Source organism: Mesorhizobium sp. M0968 (genome assembly GCF_040319065.1).
GTDB lineage: Bacteria > Pseudomonadota > Alphaproteobacteria > Rhizobiales > Rhizobiaceae > Mesorhizobium.
The window spans coordinates 34,822-50,834 of record NZ_JAMYNL010000030.1 but is presented as its reverse complement, the minus strand read 5'-3'; the positions used below and the strand labels follow the sequence as shown (position 1 = coordinate 50,834).

Below are 16,013 nucleotides of genomic sequence, written 5' to 3'. Positions count from 1 at the left end.
ACGACGAAGCGTGCCCAGATAAGGCGACTGAAGCCAAGCACCATCGAGAATAGCCAGACGATTCTCGGCGTGGTCGGCTCATCGGCAAAGACGACATTGAACTGAGCGAAGTCGACCTGCGCTTGCTCGCCGGGCGGGGTCTCGAAGCGAACCTCGTATCCACGCTCCGCCGCGGCAGGACGGACGTCGCGCAGGAAGTCGGTAACGGCCGTGTAGCCGCCGCCATAGCCGAGGTCCTTCAGTTCGCGGAAAAGCCGGCTGCCGGTGAGCCCAGGATATCGCGTGACACGTTCGCGAAGATAGGCCGTGAAGGGATCGATCACCGCCTGACGCGGCTTGCGTGGTCCGTAGGCCGGAGCCTCGAGCCCGCGCGCAATGTATTTGCGCACCGTCTTGCGGTCGATCCCGCTCTCCCTGGCGATCGCCGACAGCGACAGGCCCTGCCGATGCAAATCCAGTATCATCATCATCTCCCCGATCTTGATCACCGAATCCCTCTCCCGACCATCAGGAGAAGCATCAACGATCACGCGCCGCCGGTCTCCCGGAGCGCGCTCCGGAAGACCGGCGACAGCGCTAAACTGGGGAAGATTCAAACGGCACGTCTGGGGAGTATTGAGCCGGCATCGACAAGAATCTCCAGGGTCGCCGCCGGCGATAGCCTGCCAAGACGGTCACCCACGCTTGCCGTGGGCACCCGTAATGGAAACGATGGCGGGCGCTACCGTGACGAACAGGATATAATGCTCACCGGCAGCAAGCTGGTTGAGGAAGGCCCCACCGTCATGAAGCCAATGAACGAAGAGCACCTTGCGGTCCTACGCAGGCACATGGTCGAGATGATTGCAATCCATACCGACCTTGCAAGCGAAGAACTCGGCAAGGCAGCGCTCGATGAGCGGGTGATGGCAGCGATGCGGCGAGTGCCGCGGCATCGCTTCGTGCCAGCCTCGGTTGCACCTTATGCTTACCAGGACATGCCGCTGCCGATCGGCTTCGATAAAACCGTCTCGCAGCCATTCATCGTCGCTCTCATGACCGATCTCCTCGCTCCCCAACCGCACGAGGCGGTCCTCGAGATCGGCACTGGCCTGGGCTATCAAACCGCAATCCTCGCGGAACTCGCCGGGCAGGTTTGGAGCGTAGAAATCATCGAGGAATTCGTAAGCCGTGCGGAGGCTCTCCTGCAGGAGCTAGGCTTATCCAATGTCGGCATTCGTGTCGGAGACGGGTCTCGCGGCTGGCCCGAGCACGCCCCATTCGACAAGATCCTGGTCACGGCGGCGGCTGAGCAGACACCGCCGGCTTTTCTGAAGCAACTCAAGCCGGGGGGACGGCTGGTTCTGCCTTTGGGATCTAAAGAAGCACAGTTTCTGACTGTCATCGACAAGGATGCGGCAGGGCAGCTCGAGACCCGGAAACTCATCCCGGTTCGGTTCGGCCGGCTCGAAACCGTCTAGTGAGGTGCGACAACTGACGCGACCGCGCTTTTCCGCCGTCAATCAGATGCCAGCCTTCCGCGTTTCTTCGCCCTTTGTGAACGCGAGAAACAACACGTCGCAGACTTGTGGCACGCTTATCCGCAGCGTGGCCTGAGTTAACTGCGACATACGGCGCCAGCATAGTCTGCTGAGGAAGCGCAGTCTTCGGCGGCCTCGCCTGCGGGCGAATGCCTGTCCGCGGGATTTCCTCACGACCGAGGCGCAAAATGATTCCGCGACATCTGTCATTATGCACGACGACACGCGCGTCGAGGAGGCCCGCCATACGGCCCTCGATACCACACTTCTGCAGGCCTTGCCGTGGATCGTCTCGCTCAAGCGGGGAGACTTAACCACCTGATGCTTGCAACACCTTGATCTAAACGCAGTTTACCTCATTCAAACAGACGAGGACATTAGGCCACCCCTCCCCTACGCTAAGAGGTCGTTCGGCCGACTTTATCCGGGAGAAACTATTGTAGTCGTATGGAAATAAAATCAAACTCGCCGATTCTTCATGCAGACACTATTGGAGTTCATGTGCTCGCATCCCATAGGGGGAACGTTGTCGAAGGACGAGTGGGGGAACAACGATTTTCTCGGTGTTACCGCAAAAACCTATAAACCCCATTCGGTGATATGCCGCCAGGAAGACGACAACGGTGAGATATTCATTGTAAAATCGGGTTGGGCTATACTTTATCACGCGCTGCCAGACGGAGAGCGGCAGATCATAGACACTCCCCTCAAGGGGGACGTTGTCGGTTACCGTGGTTTGGACGGACCCCGTCTTGCGTCGCTGGCGTCCATAACCGAACTAGCTGTCTATGAAATTTCCAGTAAGGAACTGGTCGAGGCGATCCTGTCGGACGGCCGAATCGGGAAGAAGATCGCCTCCTCGCTGGCGCGCCTGAACGCCATCCTTGCCGAACATCTGATAAATACCGGGCGGCGGAACGCGATGAGGCGTACCGCCCATTTCCTGCTCGAGTTGGAAGAGAGGCTCTCCATGGTTGAGCTGTCGGTTGATGGAAGATATGAGTGTCCTCTTGCCCAGCATGAACTGGCCGACATCCTCGGAATGACCACGGTTCACGTCAACCGAACGTTAAGGGAGCTCCGCAAGGCCGATCTCGTCTCTTTCAAGTCAGGCCATGTAGAGGTGATCAACCGCAAGAAGCTGGTCGAAACAGCCGGATTCGACAGCGAGTACCTCAGGTAGCGGCTATCTCTCTTTGAACGCCAGCGCATGGACGCCAAAATGAAAACGGTCGTTCCGTCGCCGGAACAGTTCGAGACGACATTTATGGAGGGCTGGTCGTGCGCAGGACGCCTGACGTCTCGACGACAGCGGTATCCGGCTCGAGGCGGTCGACGGTTGGGCCGAGCGGAACGCAACCCGTGCGTGCTGACCAAGTGTGACAAGGGAGATCATCGTGGCCGCGGCAACTCGGCCTATCGCGCGAGTGCGGCGTGCTGCCAAATTATGCGCAGAGGACCGCTTACCAAGGCCTGCTCGATTAAAGTGGGGAGCCAATGCTGCCAGCACTGTCCCCCGACAATGTCAACGGCACTTTCGGCGGTTCTGGTCTGCCTATGAAATGTCGGAGGCACACGCTGATCCAGATTCGGCTGTCTGCTGGGCTGAAGATGGCTGGGTGTCCAATGCATGCGCCTTTCGCACAGAATCCAGCCCTTTGGGTCCAGCTTGGCATCGGTTCCCTGAAAATTACCAAAAAAGCAATCTATGTTAGAGACTGCTTATAAATAACCCCTACACTTACCCCACGCTGGGTATCACTGGGGGTTGGGGAACTGACAACGACGCAAATGGGGTAATCGAGTCTCGACCCTTCAAAACGCGCAGTACCAAACTTTCACTGCGAGAGAATGCGGAAATCATGTCGGCCAGCGCGAGACGGCTTGTGTGGGAAAGAGGGAGTATTGACATGGGTGCCACGGCAGGACTGCACAATTGTAATTCGGCCAGTCAGTCAGAAGTTCCGTCCGGCGGACCGGGAATCGACCAAGGGCAGACAGGCAGGGAATGCCTCCTCATCTTGGACGGAAGGGCTCTGGACCGCGAGTGTCTCGCATCGGCTCTCGTGGACCACGAACTCGGCATGGATGTCGCCGCCTTGGGGTCCATCGAGGAATGGCGCGTCAGAAAGAGATCGGCCCCTCCCCTTGCAGCCATACTCTTCAACCTTGGCAGTCGGAAGGTCACCGATCGTGGCATCGCTGACGAGATCAGGCATATTTCGTGCGAGTTCAAATCAGTCCCTGTGGTCGTCCTGGCCGACACCGAAGACCTTGCCCAGATACTGACCGCTCTCGAATGCGGTGCACGCGGTTACATTCCGACCTCTGTTGCAATCAATGTCTGCGTCGAGGCTATCAACCTTGCGGCAGCGGGAGGCATCTTCGTGCCGGCGAGCAGTGTCCTTGCTATGCGGCACCTGATAGATTCGGGCAGCAGCGACACGCAGCCTTTGGCAGGCATGTTCACGCTTAGGCAGGCCGAGGTTGCGCAAGCGCTCCGGCGCGGCAAGGCGAACAAGATGATCGCCCACGAACTGAATTTACGCGAAAGCACGGTGAAGGTCCACATCCGCAATATCATGAAGAAACTAAAGGCGACCAACCGCACGGAAGTCGCCTGCAAGGTCAACGATCTTCTCGCAGAAGGAAACTCTGGCTGAGGAGTGAGCCCAAGCGTAACCTCCCAACTTGCGTGAGTCCCGCGGCCGCATTCTACTGCTGAAGGTCCAAGGGCGGAATCGGCAGCTGAACGGCTGTCTAGCCAGACGCGCTCAGCAGCCCGAACCCCGTTTCGAGGAGCCATTGCCTTGGTGGAGTAAGCTTCCTCTTCGATCTGGATAAGGACCGCCACCGGTTGGTCGCATTTCCAAACCAGGAGGCCGCATTCTCCGCCTTCAACCGTTCCTATCCGGGTTTCGCTGAACTACAAACCAGAAACAGTTTTTGTTTGGCCCATTTAATGAAAAATCCCTCAAATTCAAAATGGCAGTAAATATCCGTCATTCTTATGATTTTTGTCAATCACGCAGAGTTTAAACTGTTTGAGGCGATCTAATTCGGAATCCACCGCTGTTGAGCCAGAGAGGACAACGGGTAAAAAACAACCGGACCTAAGTGATACGCCCCTGTGATAAAGTTTCCACCGCTTCTTCGGCCATCGCCCGGAATGATTTGAGCCCATGCGTCCTTGATCGGGAACGAGGCTTCGGAAAGTGCACCAGCCAAAACGAAGCTCTGTCGCAGGTCAGATAGGAGGACGATTGTCGAAAACGAGGTATGCATTTTTTGCTTCAAGTAGATCATGCCGGTGGTGAGATTCCTGAGGTACCAGCGTATCGTTCCCCGGCGCGCCGTTGCCAGACGGTCGAGTAAGCATACCATGATTCATCGCCCAAACTGCAGCCTGTGTTCGGTTGCGGACTCGAATCTTTCTAAGTATGGCTTTGACGTGTACCTTCACCGTAGCTTCGGCAATGTTGATTTCGCGCGCGATGGCTTTGTTTGACTCCCCATGGATCAAACGGCGCAGAATACAGTTCTCGCGATTCGACAAAATTACCAATTCTTGATCTCTACTATCCAATTTACCTTCCACCTCTGGTAACTCATCAGCTATCGGTTCATCTTTCGAACCTTGTCTTATACCTTCAATAACCATCGAAGTTTCTGCAGGTAGTACCGTTTGCCCAAGCATAACCAATTCGAGGGCTTTGATGAAGGTGTCGTAAGCAGCGATCTTTGTCAGATACCCGTCAGCCCCCGCATGAAAGGCTGAGACTATATCGGTCGTGCGACAGTGATCAGCTAGCGCAACGACATGGCTGGCTGGGTAAATCGCCTTAAACTCAGCAATCTGCGCGAATTCAGCTTCCGCATCAGCACCGCCGATATCTATGATTAGCAAGATCGACCGGTGATGCGGTAGCGGCTTTTGCAGAAGATCGTTAACAGAAGCCGTAGAGAAAAGAACACGAAAATCTTCTTCATTCAGGATTCGACTAACACCTTCTCGAAGTAACTCGCTTGGCCCGACAAGCACGGTTATGAAAGATTGCCTTGTCATCATCGATTCTCACCCGGCGCGATTGGGATACACGCGCCGATTAGGTGCTCCACGCGCCAACCGCACAGTTTCTTTTTTAACCTTACGCCAGGAAAACCGTACACCAAAATACCCTCTTTAGGCGTAGGGCAGCATCATCGAGGCGTATCCGAATCTTCAACCTGGGGCTTTTGGTCAAGAACCCGAGCTCGTGGTTTCATCGACTCAGCCTATCGTAGCAAAGGATTGCGCGGCCGCGAGGATTACCGGGCTTGGTTTCCCGCGCGCCGATGAAAGGAACACATGAGACGGCCCGTTCCGCTATGGCTACCTCGATATGATTGCCAAGGTTGAGAGCTTGGTCGATTCGCGTCTTAATTCATCTGACGCGTCAAGCCGTGCATCAGGTCGTCCACATAGCAGAATGACGGCGCAGAACCACGGCGAACCACGGCGCCGGGGATCCTGGAATGGACCAGTTGCACCTAAAGTCGTGCATTCCGGTTGCCGGGATCGCCGAGGCAGGAACGATCGAAGCGGCAAGCGACGGTCTCCGATTCTCGGTCGTGACGACTACACGGGGCTGGTCTTGGAGCGGGTGGCCAAATATGGTTACGAGGCTCTCTTACCGGCGAGCGACTTACACAAGGCGACGTTGTCGGACTAATGGATTCCGTCCGCCTTGAAGCGGGCCCTGGCTCGCGCGTGTGAGGCTGAGGATGCGGCAGAGGCAATCGTCATCGGTGCGACTGCTTGCCGTGCAGGCAGTCGCATTGCGCTCGCGCTTTTCAATTCCGATCATCGAGCCTGTACCAATTGCTGTCAGACTGGCGGCAGCACGCCGCGCGGGCGCATATCAAAACTGTCGCCCAGACGGCACGGTCTCGCACATTTTGCTGCGCCAAGAACCACATTGCGACAGCGGCTCACCGGGCCCGCAGGTCCTCCGGAGTTGGAAAAGGAGCTTGTTCCTCGCGGCGCAGCAATGATTGAGGATCTCGTCGTAGTCCTTGAATATACATTGGAGAGCCCCTTGTCATGAATTGCCGCGGGGTTCGACTGGGTTCAGTTCCAGTGAGCGCGCGGCACGAACATCAGAGTGATGTTGTCCGGCCGCGTCACTTAGATCCGGCCTGATCAGGATCAGCACCGAATGCGCGCCGTCGTCGGCGCTCCGACTGATCTCGGCGAGGTGCTCCCGCATCGCCTCGGTATCGCAACAGGCAAACGCCGCGCCCTTCCGGAGGCAGACGGGCCGCTGGTCGAACCAGTGGGGGAATTTCACACAGTAGCTTTGCCAATTGCTGCGAGTCCAGCAAGGCTCGGTAGGTGTCTCCAGTTGGGCGATGTCGCGAAGGCGCTCACCGAATTGCGCCGCAAGCTGCCGCCGCGTGACGAGTGCGGGAAGCCGTTGCAGTTGCTCACGCCGATGGCAGCGTGCAGGTCGGTCCGTCGGTAGTTGTAGCCGATTCAGGATAGCCCTCGTAGATCACCTGTTTCGAGCTGTGCCGGACCGTATCGGTAACGTTCATGCGTGCATGACCTTGTCTCCTGTCCTCGGGGGTAAGTTCACGCGTGATCCGACATACTCGACGACGTTTGCAACTCGACGTAGGCGCAAGCTTGAGCGCAAGGCCAATCGCCCGGGAGAGTCTCAGTATAGCCTTATCAACGCCGTATTATGGTCATGAACGTTAGCATTATATCCCCACATGAAATTTCTGGTTGTATTGTCAGAATTTCGTTAAGACGATAGATTGTCGTTTTATTGTCCGTGAGTGTCTTTGGAGATACTTTAGAGATTACTTTAACTGGAGAAACACATGAGATCGATGAGTCGCAACAAGGAAATACTGGGGACACACTCGGAAAGGTTGAACAACTTACGCGCGACGACGGAGGCAGCCGAGTGACGACCGAAGCTCCCATTTCCACCACTTCCGCATCGACGGCAACGACGCAGCCGGCGCAGGGTCTTACCTACACCACCACACCGATCCAATCGCAGTATGATGGCCAGGTGATTGAAAATCTTGACATCTACGTCACCAACGGGGACGCGGTCACGATTACGCACGACAATGTCATCCTGCGCAATTGTCTTATTCATCACGTCGACGGTGACGGGGTGGTGGTATCGGGCGCAAACGGCGTCACAATCGAGAACACCGAAGTCATCAACGCCGACCCGCCGGCGGGAATCGACCCCGAGACGAGCCCGAACATCAACAACATCAACGCAGAAAACGCCTCGAACTTGACGGTTCATAACACCACAGTGCGGGAAGGCTCGACTGGCATCTATCTCGTGAACTCGCCCGGCGCGAGTCTTTCACGCGTCGATGGCTACGACTTCCATGGCCCAATGCCGCGCGGTCAGTTCGTCCAGTTCAACAACTCGGGCAATAGTTCGCTAACCGACTTCCATGCCGTAAACGACGCCGGCAGTTCGCATCCGGAGGACATCGTCTCGGTATATGGCAGCCCGAATACGACGATCTCAAATGGGGTGATCGACGGTAACAACTCTCAGACCGGAGTGGCCGTCATGTTCGAGAACGGATCGACCGGCGGCAGGGTGGATCACGTTGACGCCATCCATCAGGGCAATGGCGCGTTCTCTTCCTACGCGAGCGATGTGACCTTCGATCACACGAGGTCGTTCGACGGTATCGATGAGGATCAAGGCCGCGGGCTTCCCTCGTCGAATGGACTGATCTGGAATGTAAGCTCCGGTGGGGTCAGCATCCTGAACTCGAGCTACACCAACCCTGGCAATCCCAACAACATCATTTGGGACGCGTCAAAGGCGGTCGTGGCCGACGTGCACGAGGATCCCACGGCGACCCCAGTGGCACACGTCGATAACCAGTTCACCTGGGACTACGCAGCGGATAGCTCGACCGGCACTGTCACGGACGCGAGCGTCACTTCCTCAATCACTGGCTCGACCGGGACTGACACTGGATCTGGAACCGGGACTGTCCCTCCTTCCGGCGACACCAGCGATGGGACCTTGTACGGCACCAGCGGCGCCGATGTATTGCATGGAACCAGCGGCCACACGATGATCGGCTATGGCGGCAACGACACCTACTATGTCGACAATGCCAACGAGAAGGTGGTTGAGGCAGTGGGCGGCGGCAACGACAGTGTGATCGCCTCGGTGAGCTATGCGCTTTCGGCCGGCTCGGAAATCGAGCATCTCGCCACCAACAACCCGTCCGGCACGAAGACGATGAGCCTCACCGGCAACGAGTTCGCCCAGACGATCGAGGGCAATGCCGGCAACAATGTCATCAACGGCGGGCTTGGCGCCGACGTCTTGACCGGTCACGGCGGCCACGATGCCTTCTCGTTCAATACTGCTCTTGGAGCCGGCAATGTCGACAAGATCACCGACTTCAAGCGCTCCCTGGACACGTTCCATCTCAGCGATACCGTTTTTGCCGGGCTTCAGCCGGGAGGGCTTCCATCCAAAGCTTTCTTTGTTGGTGCAGCCGCGCATGACAGTTCCGATCATATCATCTACAACAGTGAAACTGGGGCGCTCTCTTTCGACAGTGACGGGGCCGGCGGCGCATCTCAAACACAGTTCGCCACCCTTTCTCCACATCTGTCGCTCACCGCAGCCTCGTTTTTTGTGACCTGAAGGACTATGCGGGGAACTAACATCCCGCGAGGGCTGCCCTGGCAAATAAGGACTGGATCACAGTACCTCAAAAGCCATGATCCCGAACCGAAGGTCAGCGTACCAAAAAGGGGAGCCCGGTTTCGGAGAAGATCACGCTCAATGGAGTTCCATCCCGATGTCATCGGGATGGAACGGACTCGAGTTGTGAGCTTTCCGTTGTAGTCGATGCGGACCGAACCGAGGAGACTGGAGTTACCGACTTTCAGCACTAACCGGAGGGTACTAAATCAATATTCACAAGAATGCCCGTCTGACGCCGTGGCGTCGAGAGGAACTGGCTCTTTCGGCCATCGAGCGACGTCTTTCCCAAGCCTTGCGGCGCAGGCCTATGATGTGTCGAAGCGAGCCGGCCTGTGAAGCTGGTCGATGGCGTCGATGTGCCGGTGGTCAACCCAACCTGGCTTCGACGCGAGATCGGCGTCGTTTTGAAGAGAACGTGCTCTTCAACCGGTCCATTCGCGAGAACATCGCGCTCGCCGATCCGGCTATCCCCATGGAGGGGGCATCGCTCGCCGGCGTTTCATGATTTCATCCTGGGACTGCCCGAGGGCTATAACGTGTCGACTGCGTCATTGCCGGCGCCTGGGTCGCCGGCGTCGCGCGACATGGCTTCTCATCGAACGGATACTCTGATCCTCGAAGCAGCGGACGTCTCGGCACTGACAAGTTCGTGTAATTCCGAGGTTATCCATCCGGCACTACGATCCGGTCGAATCGCTAAAGGCTCAGATCTCCGTTGCGGGTCGGGAACAGCTCTATCGTCACTGTGAGCGAGCCGCCGATTCCGCATATGCGCCTCGGCACGCCTTATAGCCGCAGGAAACCGGTGCTTGCTTCTCTCCAGGCAAACGCGTCCGGTTGCGCCGCGGGAGCACCCGTCTGTCGGCCAACCTACAATTGACCGCCTGGCGGGCTGTCCCTCTCCTAACCAGCAGGAAGGCAGATGCGCGGGCATCCAGAGCCCATAGCCCCGCCTTTTCCACGCCAACCTACCCGATCGTACTTCGGTCTCGTCGACATCTTGCGCCATAGCGAGCCGTCGTAGCATGCCGTCAGGCCGCTTTGGGAACGGCCGACGGTAGCGCCGGCGGCTCGGGATAGGTCATCGTGCACCGGTATCCCCGAGGAAGGGCTCAGTTAGTCCGTCTGCGCGGGCAAGCGCAGCGGCACTCTTCTTGCGTTATCCAAAGTTTCTGCGCATGGCCATTCAAACGGCCATTATGGGAGTCGGTGCGTACCTGGCTATCAACCAGGAAATCTTCGGGGCGCGTCCTGTTTGCCTGTTTGCGGCGTCACTCATTATGGTCGGGCGCCTGCCCCGACGAGATCATGCAATCGAAAGTATCGTGTCCGCGCGCAGCGCCCATGCGCGCCTGGAAAGCATATTCCAGGAGAACCCGCCGATGCCCGGACGCCTGCCTCTGACGCCGGCCGTCCGGCGCGCCCTCCATCCCAGACGGGTTGCCGCGGTGCCGGCGCTACGTTCGGGCGACGAGCGACGGCAGCAACTGGTCACGACTGCCGAGACATGTCGCCAGCCTCGCCGAAGCTGGCGAAAAGGTGCACGTTGCAGATGACGTGCTCAACCGACCGAGCGCGCACCGCGGTCCGGGGCGTTGTCGGCTTTAAGGTACACACGATACGAGCCGTCGGTTCGCGCCGGGGAACCCTTGATGGAGATCATCCCTGATGACGACACTCTGACCGTCCGGCGAAGAGTCGCCGGTCGACATCAACAATGTTGCCGAGGGCCTTCCTGCCGAGATGCGACTGCCTTCGTTCAAGGCTCGCTCGACGCCGGTTGCGATCGGCGAGGTGGAGACCGTTGCCGGCGGACGCGCCCCATGAGGAAGTGACGCGAGAGCCCTACTACGAATTGAAAGGTTCCGTGTAGGTCTCTCAGTTCCCCGAACAGGTCCCGCGAAAAACTCAGGCCCGGTATGGAAAAACTCAGGCCCGGTATGCCGGCGGAAGTGGTCGTTGCTAGCGGCGCGCTGACCGTGCTGTCCTACTTGAGCAACCTCTAACGGACGCGTTCAGTCTCGGCATGCGCTACTGACCTCCTTGCGGTCGACCCTTGCTTAGACGGGATCAGGATAGACCGCAGAGACGAGGAACGGTCAGAACGACCAAAGCAACCATTCTAAGGATTGTGCCTAGGAGGACCAGAGTGGACGTGGCCCGTGTCGCCCAATCCATTCCCGGGACGCGCGCCATGCGATGCGGCAATAGCTTGCGAGTTTAAGCTCGTGCCAAGCAACAGAGCAATGGATGGAGGTGTTACAACAGCAAAACGCCCGGCGTTCTTTAGAAATTCTCGACGCGCCTGTTCTTCCGGCACTTGGATGTCTGTATTTCCTTTGGCAGACTTCCCGCTCTCCATCGAATGTACTCCTATCATTGTGTAACAACTCCAACGCTCTAACTTGACATATGCATTTTGTGAAGACAAGCCGCCATCAAGATACAACCAGGAAATTAAGTATTACTACATTTTTGACCCGAGATCGCCGTCAAGGAGGATGCTGGTTGCGCGGCGTCCAAAGTCGAGCGGACTCCGTCGGCCCGAGCCATCGCCATGTAGGAGTCGCCACATACCCCACAGCGAATTGCCGACCAGGCGCAATGGAACGCCGAGGACGGGATGGTACAAGGGGAAGACGCGCCGCCAGTGTTGAAAGCGAACCAAGGGACGCCGCACATATTGCGCCGGTGCTCTGACGCCAAAGAAGTGACTCAAGGCCAAGAGTTGAGTATCGAACGCATTCCGCGCATTCTGATCGGGCAAGCATGTTCGAAGCTCCGCCCAATCCAGCTTATGCTGTTCCGCCAGCCGTGCCAGATCATAAAGGTGGCGAAAGTCGGTCCTTCCGCGCCAGTAGTCCGCCTCCTTGATGAGATCATGCATGATCCAGTGGAGGGCCCTCGACTGTGGGGCGGGGATTTTCACCCTAAGGCCGTGACGGCGGGCAAGCCTCGGGGGCTGGCGGTCAATCTCCCGGTACGGCCGGAGCTCCAGGAGACCGACATCTTGCGGGCGCGCCATGCCACCAGCGACCGTCACTTCGGCGTAGCCAAGCTTGGCAAGACAAGCCCGGGCAGCCCCTTCTTTTGTCGTTTCCACAGCCAAGTCGAGATCGCTCATGATTCTGTCGGGAACCCTGCCGCTCGACGAAAGGAACAAGGGAACGGCCCCTTTGAGCAGGACCGGAACGACGCTCCCCTGATTGAGGGCAGCAACGGCTTCATTCAGCTGCCTGCGCAAGCGCAAATTGCGTTCCCGGTTGCAGCCGTAAATGAACTGAAGATACTGGCCCACTTCTTCGGGGAGCCGGTCAAGCTGGCCCGTGTGCGCAAGAGTGGCGCACAAGACGGGCGTAAGCAGAGTGTGGTTGGCGAGTGCAATCACCGCCAGCCAGTCGGCCGTTACCACCAGGCGCCCGTTAAGTCCCGCGATCAGGGACTCGAACGCGTCCCTGGTAGGCTTCATCGGCACGCCGCCTTCAGCAGTTCCAACCCGTCACCCAATTTGGCATAGGTCAGGCAAAAGCCCTCTGCCGATCGGATGACTTGGCAAAGAGCGTCGAACGCAGTGCTACTTAGCTCTTTATTCCGCGCAAAGGCGCCGTTCAGCAAGCCACCCAGGATCTCGCTCGGGTCAATCACGCGCAAGGAAGGTTTGGCATCCTGCGTCCGACAGAGCAAGACCACCCAGCCCACGGGCCGGGGAACGGGAGGGACATGATCCCTAGGCACAAGAAAACGCACACGCCTGCGATCGGGGCGCCGGTAAACCCGAGACCTGCCGAGTTCGGGGAAATATTGTCCGACAATGGACCATGATCCCGATTTGACTGAAGGCGCAAAAGCAAGGCCGATACCCTGTCCGGCCGAGTCGAGAAGTGTCACATCGTCTGCCGCGAAGCCAAACCCCGCGTGGACCAGCGCCAATGTCAGGGTCGTCTTGCCCGAGCCAGGGTTACCACAAAGGAGGAGCGTGCGGCCGTTCTTGAACAGCGCCGCCGCATGCAGGGCGAGTTCATATTCACTGTGCCCAAGCACTTCGGCCAGCAGTTGCCCTTTGACCATAATGGGTATCTCGTCTCGACCACAGGAATCAGTCCAGTGGCCATCCCGGAACAGGTGGATCCGCTGCCCACGCTCAACCAGATGGAATAGGACGTCGACGGCCCTGTTTCGAACTTCGAGATGCTGAAATACGGTCGCGGCCGGAAAGGCGACGGCAGCCGGATACAGTATGCGCACACACACGCCTGGAACAGCAACGACCTGGCAGATATGTTGATGAGCTGCGGTTGGGCACGGCGGTGGAGCAGGCTGGATTAGGCCGAGCCGTTCCCAGTCTTGAAGGGCAGCCTCGACATAGCCATAGGCCTCTTGCCTATCAACGCCACGGGCTGCCATCTCGCCCAAGATAGCCTGGACCGGCACGCCTTCTTCAAGCGAGCGCCAGATATCCGCCGCAGTGTCATTGAGCGCAAAGACTACCCCCTGCGTTGAACTGAGCAGGATGTTTTGCCCTTTGATGCATGCAAGCCGACCTTGGGGAACTAACCTCGCCGTAGCGTACTCTACAAGGGGAGGCTCCGCAGTTCGGTCAGTGGTTCGGGTTTGTTGAGGGCCCACAGAAGCCGTCATCCTCGTTTGTCTGGGCGTGGAGATCGTTCGATTCGAGTGGAACTCACGACCAGAGAGACACGATCTTGATGGCATTCCCCCTCCGCTCCCAAAGCGGTAACTTGCCAATGCCGTTGCCGTGCGGGCACTTTTGCTTGAAGTCGCAGGTTATGCATTGAGCGGTCGCTGTTTTTCGCCCTGATCATCGCTTGCATTCAGTTGTTCTGTAACAGCGCCTTTTGTAGTAGAGCCGCACCTCTCATGGTGTCGAGCCTCACCCAAAGTCGTATTCAATTTATACCGAAGAAGAGGTTCGCTTTTTCCGAGTGGGGTGTCGCTTGGCAGTCAATCGATGGGTCGTCGGCCAGCCGCCACTCCTTGCAAATCAATCACTTGCCACATAAATCGGCAAAGTTGGGCTAGACGGCGTTTCGCCCCGTCCAGATGCGGGGGATGGTCAGAAGCAGGATCTTTACGTCGAGCCAGACCGACCAGTTGTTGACGTACCACATATCGTGTTCGACACGCTTGATCATCATGTAAACATCAGGCGTCGCGCCGCGCCAGCCATTTATTTGTGCCCAGCCGGTGACCCCCGGCTTCACCTTGTGCCGAGCCGGATAAAGAGAGATGATCTGGCTGTATTCGCTGTCATGCGCGAGCGCGTGCGGCCGTGGGCCTACCAACGACATGTCGCCCTTCAGCACGTTCCATAGCTGTGGAATCTCGTCGATACTAAACCTTCTCAATATGCGCCCAACGCGGGTGACGCGGGGATCGCCCCTGCAGGCTTGATGGACAATGGGCCCGTCCTCCAGGATCGTCATCGTTCGGAACTTATAGATCTTGAACGTGCGGCCATTGAACCCGGCCCGACGCTGACAGAAGAGCACCGGCGCCCTGGATTCGAGCGCAATCAGCGCCGCAACAACGGCCAAAGGGGGCAGAAGAAATGGGAGGGCGACAGTGGTCAGCACAAGATCGAAGAGCCGCTTCATCAGGAGCTGAGGCGCCGTCAGGGGCGCGCTTTGCAATTCTATCGCCCTCGTCCCCCCCAGGTTGACGACAGGTCGCTTCAAGAGTGCGCTAACGACGTGGTCCGGTAGGAGCCTTACGGGTACCGCGACCACGCAAAGGTGGGCCGTGATTTTCTCAATCAGGGATATGTCAGCCCAACTGACAGCAAGGACTATCTCGTCGACCGAACGCCGACGCACATGTTCAATGAGCTTATCCATACACTCAAGGAGCGAGCTCTCGCTGGATGCAGCAGGCAATGCAATCGTTTGGCAGACCTGGCATCCGGAAGCCTCGATTGCCTGGACAACGCCGCTTGGCACGCGCACGTCCGATTGCGTTACGATCACTACTTGCGGTTTGGCAAGCATGTCCGACCTGGTCAGCGAGGCAAACAGTCGTCCGGCGCCAAGGCGCACGAAGATGATGCCGCCAAGTCCCGTCACGAAGAACAGCATGAGGGCTTGGCGCGAAAACATGTCTCCCACCTTGAGTGCAAGCGCCACAACCGACAGGCAAAGAAAGACCGCCGTCCAGATCAGCGCGACCTCCTTGATCTGAGAGGCCAGCGACCGCAGCTCGGAACTCAGATACAGGCCGCGCGCATATGCGGAAGTCGAAAAAAGGGCGGCTACAACAACACCGAGCCCGAAGTTCCGGCCGTACTCGCCGAAATGTCCGAAACTCACAAGATCATATACCATTCCCGAGCCGATGCTGAGCAGCACGACGGACATTGCCTCGAGAAGCGGAGACGACTGCAGAAGAACATTGACCTTGAGGGGCGCGTTCCACCGCGGTGCGTTTGACGTGGCGCCCGCACGGGGGCCTTCATGAAGAAGTGCCATGACGTTCACCTGCGTTCGAAGCCGCATTCATCGACCAACATCGGACGACCCCCCTCCTCTGCTGAAAACCACCGGAGTGCCCAGCGTGACGTGGCACCCCTCGCCTGCGATCATTGCCCCTTCACGCGAAGTTCGATTGCGGTGGCTGCGGTAGCACGGGGAATGGCCAGAGCATGGCAGCGACACTGCGCGAATCCAATTCGGCATAAGCTCTAACCCCAAAGGGTAGAGCCGGCGGACACACCGACCTT

General features: G+C 57.9%; 9 protein-coding genes and 3 pseudogenes. 6 read left to right on the top strand and 6 right to left on the bottom strand.

The window, feature by feature from the left end:
- Positions 1-488, bottom strand: a pseudogene (locus NKH67_RS29460) (helix-turn-helix domain-containing protein); the annotation flags it as partial.
- 297 nt (positions 489-785) lie between these two features.
- Here NKH67_RS29460 and NKH67_RS29455 point away from each other — a divergent pair.
- The 3 genes from NKH67_RS29455 to NKH67_RS29445 all read left to right on the top strand — a co-directional run bounded on the left by NKH67_RS29455 (position 786) and on the right by NKH67_RS29445 (position 4,183).
- The gene (locus NKH67_RS29455; protein WP_352473846.1) at positions 786-1,460 is read left to right on the top strand and encodes a protein-L-isoaspartate(D-aspartate) O-methyltransferase; all 675 of its coding nucleotides are present in this window, start codon (positions 786-788) and stop codon (positions 1,458-1,460) included.
- Between the two features lie 586 nt (positions 1,461-2,046).
- Positions 2,047-2,703 (top strand): Crp/Fnr family transcriptional regulator, encoded by a 657-nt coding sequence (locus NKH67_RS29450; protein WP_352473800.1) that lies wholly within the window; start codon positions 2,047-2,049, stop codon positions 2,701-2,703.
- A gap of 727 nt (positions 2,704-3,430) precedes the next feature.
- Positions 3,431-4,183, top strand: coding sequence for a LuxR C-terminal-related transcriptional regulator (locus NKH67_RS29445; RefSeq protein ID WP_502893827.1), 753 nt, complete (start codon positions 3,431-3,433; stop codon positions 4,181-4,183).
- A gap of 584 nt (positions 4,184-4,767) precedes the next feature.
- Here NKH67_RS29445 and NKH67_RS29440 read toward each other — a convergent pair.
- Positions 4,768-5,589: a LuxR C-terminal-related transcriptional regulator gene (locus NKH67_RS29440; protein WP_353032401.1), complete on the bottom strand. Its 822-nt coding sequence runs from the start codon at positions 5,587-5,589 to the stop codon at positions 4,768-4,770.
- A gap of 1,225 nt (positions 5,590-6,814) precedes the next feature.
- Positions 6,815-7,097: pseudogene (locus NKH67_RS29435) on the bottom strand (DegT/DnrJ/EryC1/StrS family aminotransferase); the annotation flags it as partial.
- A 377-nt stretch (positions 7,098-7,474) separates the two neighbouring features.
- Between NKH67_RS29435 and NKH67_RS29430 the strand changes: the two are divergent.
- The 3 genes and pseudogenes from NKH67_RS29430 to NKH67_RS34230 all read left to right on the top strand — a co-directional run bounded on the left by NKH67_RS29430 (position 7,475) and on the right by NKH67_RS34230 (position 11,107).
- Positions 7,475-9,217 (top strand): right-handed parallel beta-helix repeat-containing protein, encoded by a 1,743-nt coding sequence (locus tag NKH67_RS29430; RefSeq protein WP_352473803.1) that lies wholly within the window; start codon positions 7,475-7,477, stop codon positions 9,215-9,217.
- Positions 9,218-9,618: 401 nt separating this feature from the next.
- Positions 9,619-9,816, top strand: a pseudogene (locus tag NKH67_RS29425) (hypothetical protein); the annotation flags it as partial.
- A 1,207-nt stretch (positions 9,817-11,023) separates the two neighbouring features.
- Positions 11,024-11,107 carry a hypothetical protein gene (locus NKH67_RS34230; RefSeq protein WP_502893828.1) on the top strand — a complete coding sequence of 28 codons (84 nt, stop codon included), beginning with the start codon at positions 11,024-11,026 and terminating at the stop codon, positions 11,105-11,107.
- A 640-nt stretch (positions 11,108-11,747) separates the two neighbouring features.
- On the opposite strand, the gene NKH67_RS29420 is transcribed toward NKH67_RS34230, so the two are convergent.
- The 3 genes from NKH67_RS29420 to NKH67_RS29410 form a co-directional block, all read right to left on the bottom strand.
- Positions 11,748-12,749, bottom strand: a complete 1,002-nt coding sequence (locus tag NKH67_RS29420; protein WP_352473804.1) for a nucleotidyltransferase family protein — start codon at positions 12,747-12,749, stop codon at positions 11,748-11,750.
- Positions 12,746-13,918: a PqqD family peptide modification chaperone gene (locus tag NKH67_RS29415; protein ID WP_352473806.1), complete on the bottom strand. Its 1,173-nt coding sequence runs from the start codon at positions 13,916-13,918 to the stop codon at positions 12,746-12,748. Before NKH67_RS29415 ends, NKH67_RS29420 begins: the two co-directional genes overlap by 4 nt.
- 398 nt (positions 13,919-14,316) lie before the next feature.
- Positions 14,317-15,762 carry an undecaprenyl-phosphate glucose phosphotransferase gene (locus NKH67_RS29410; RefSeq protein ID WP_352473808.1) on the bottom strand — a complete coding sequence of 482 codons (1,446 nt, stop codon included), beginning with the start codon at positions 15,760-15,762 and terminating at the stop codon, positions 14,317-14,319.
- Positions 15,763-16,013: the final 251 nt, after the last annotated feature.

Coding starts and splice junctions, on each gene's coding strand:
- NKH67_RS29420 (WP_352473804.1), bottom strand. CDS start 12,749: ATGAAGCCTACCAGGGACGCGTTCGAGTCCCTGATCGCGGGACTTAAC.
- NKH67_RS29415 (WP_352473806.1), bottom strand. CDS start 13,918: ATGACGGCTTCTGTGGGCCCTCAACAAACCCGAACCACTGACCGAACT.
- NKH67_RS29455 (WP_352473846.1), top strand. CDS start 786: ATGAAGCCAATGAACGAAGAGCACCTTGCGGTCCTACGCAGGCACATG.
- NKH67_RS34230 (WP_502893828.1), top strand. CDS start 11,024: ATGCGACTGCCTTCGTTCAAGGCTCGCTCGACGCCGGTTGCGATCGGC.
- NKH67_RS29440 (WP_353032401.1), bottom strand. CDS start 5,589: ATGATGACAAGGCAATCTTTCATAACCGTGCTTGTCGGGCCAAGCGAG.
- NKH67_RS29410 (WP_352473808.1), bottom strand. CDS start 15,762: ATGGCACTTCTTCATGAAGGCCCCCGTGCGGGCGCCACGTCAAACGCA.
- NKH67_RS29445 (WP_502893827.1), top strand. CDS start 3,431: ATGGGTGCCACGGCAGGACTGCACAATTGTAATTCGGCCAGTCAGTCA.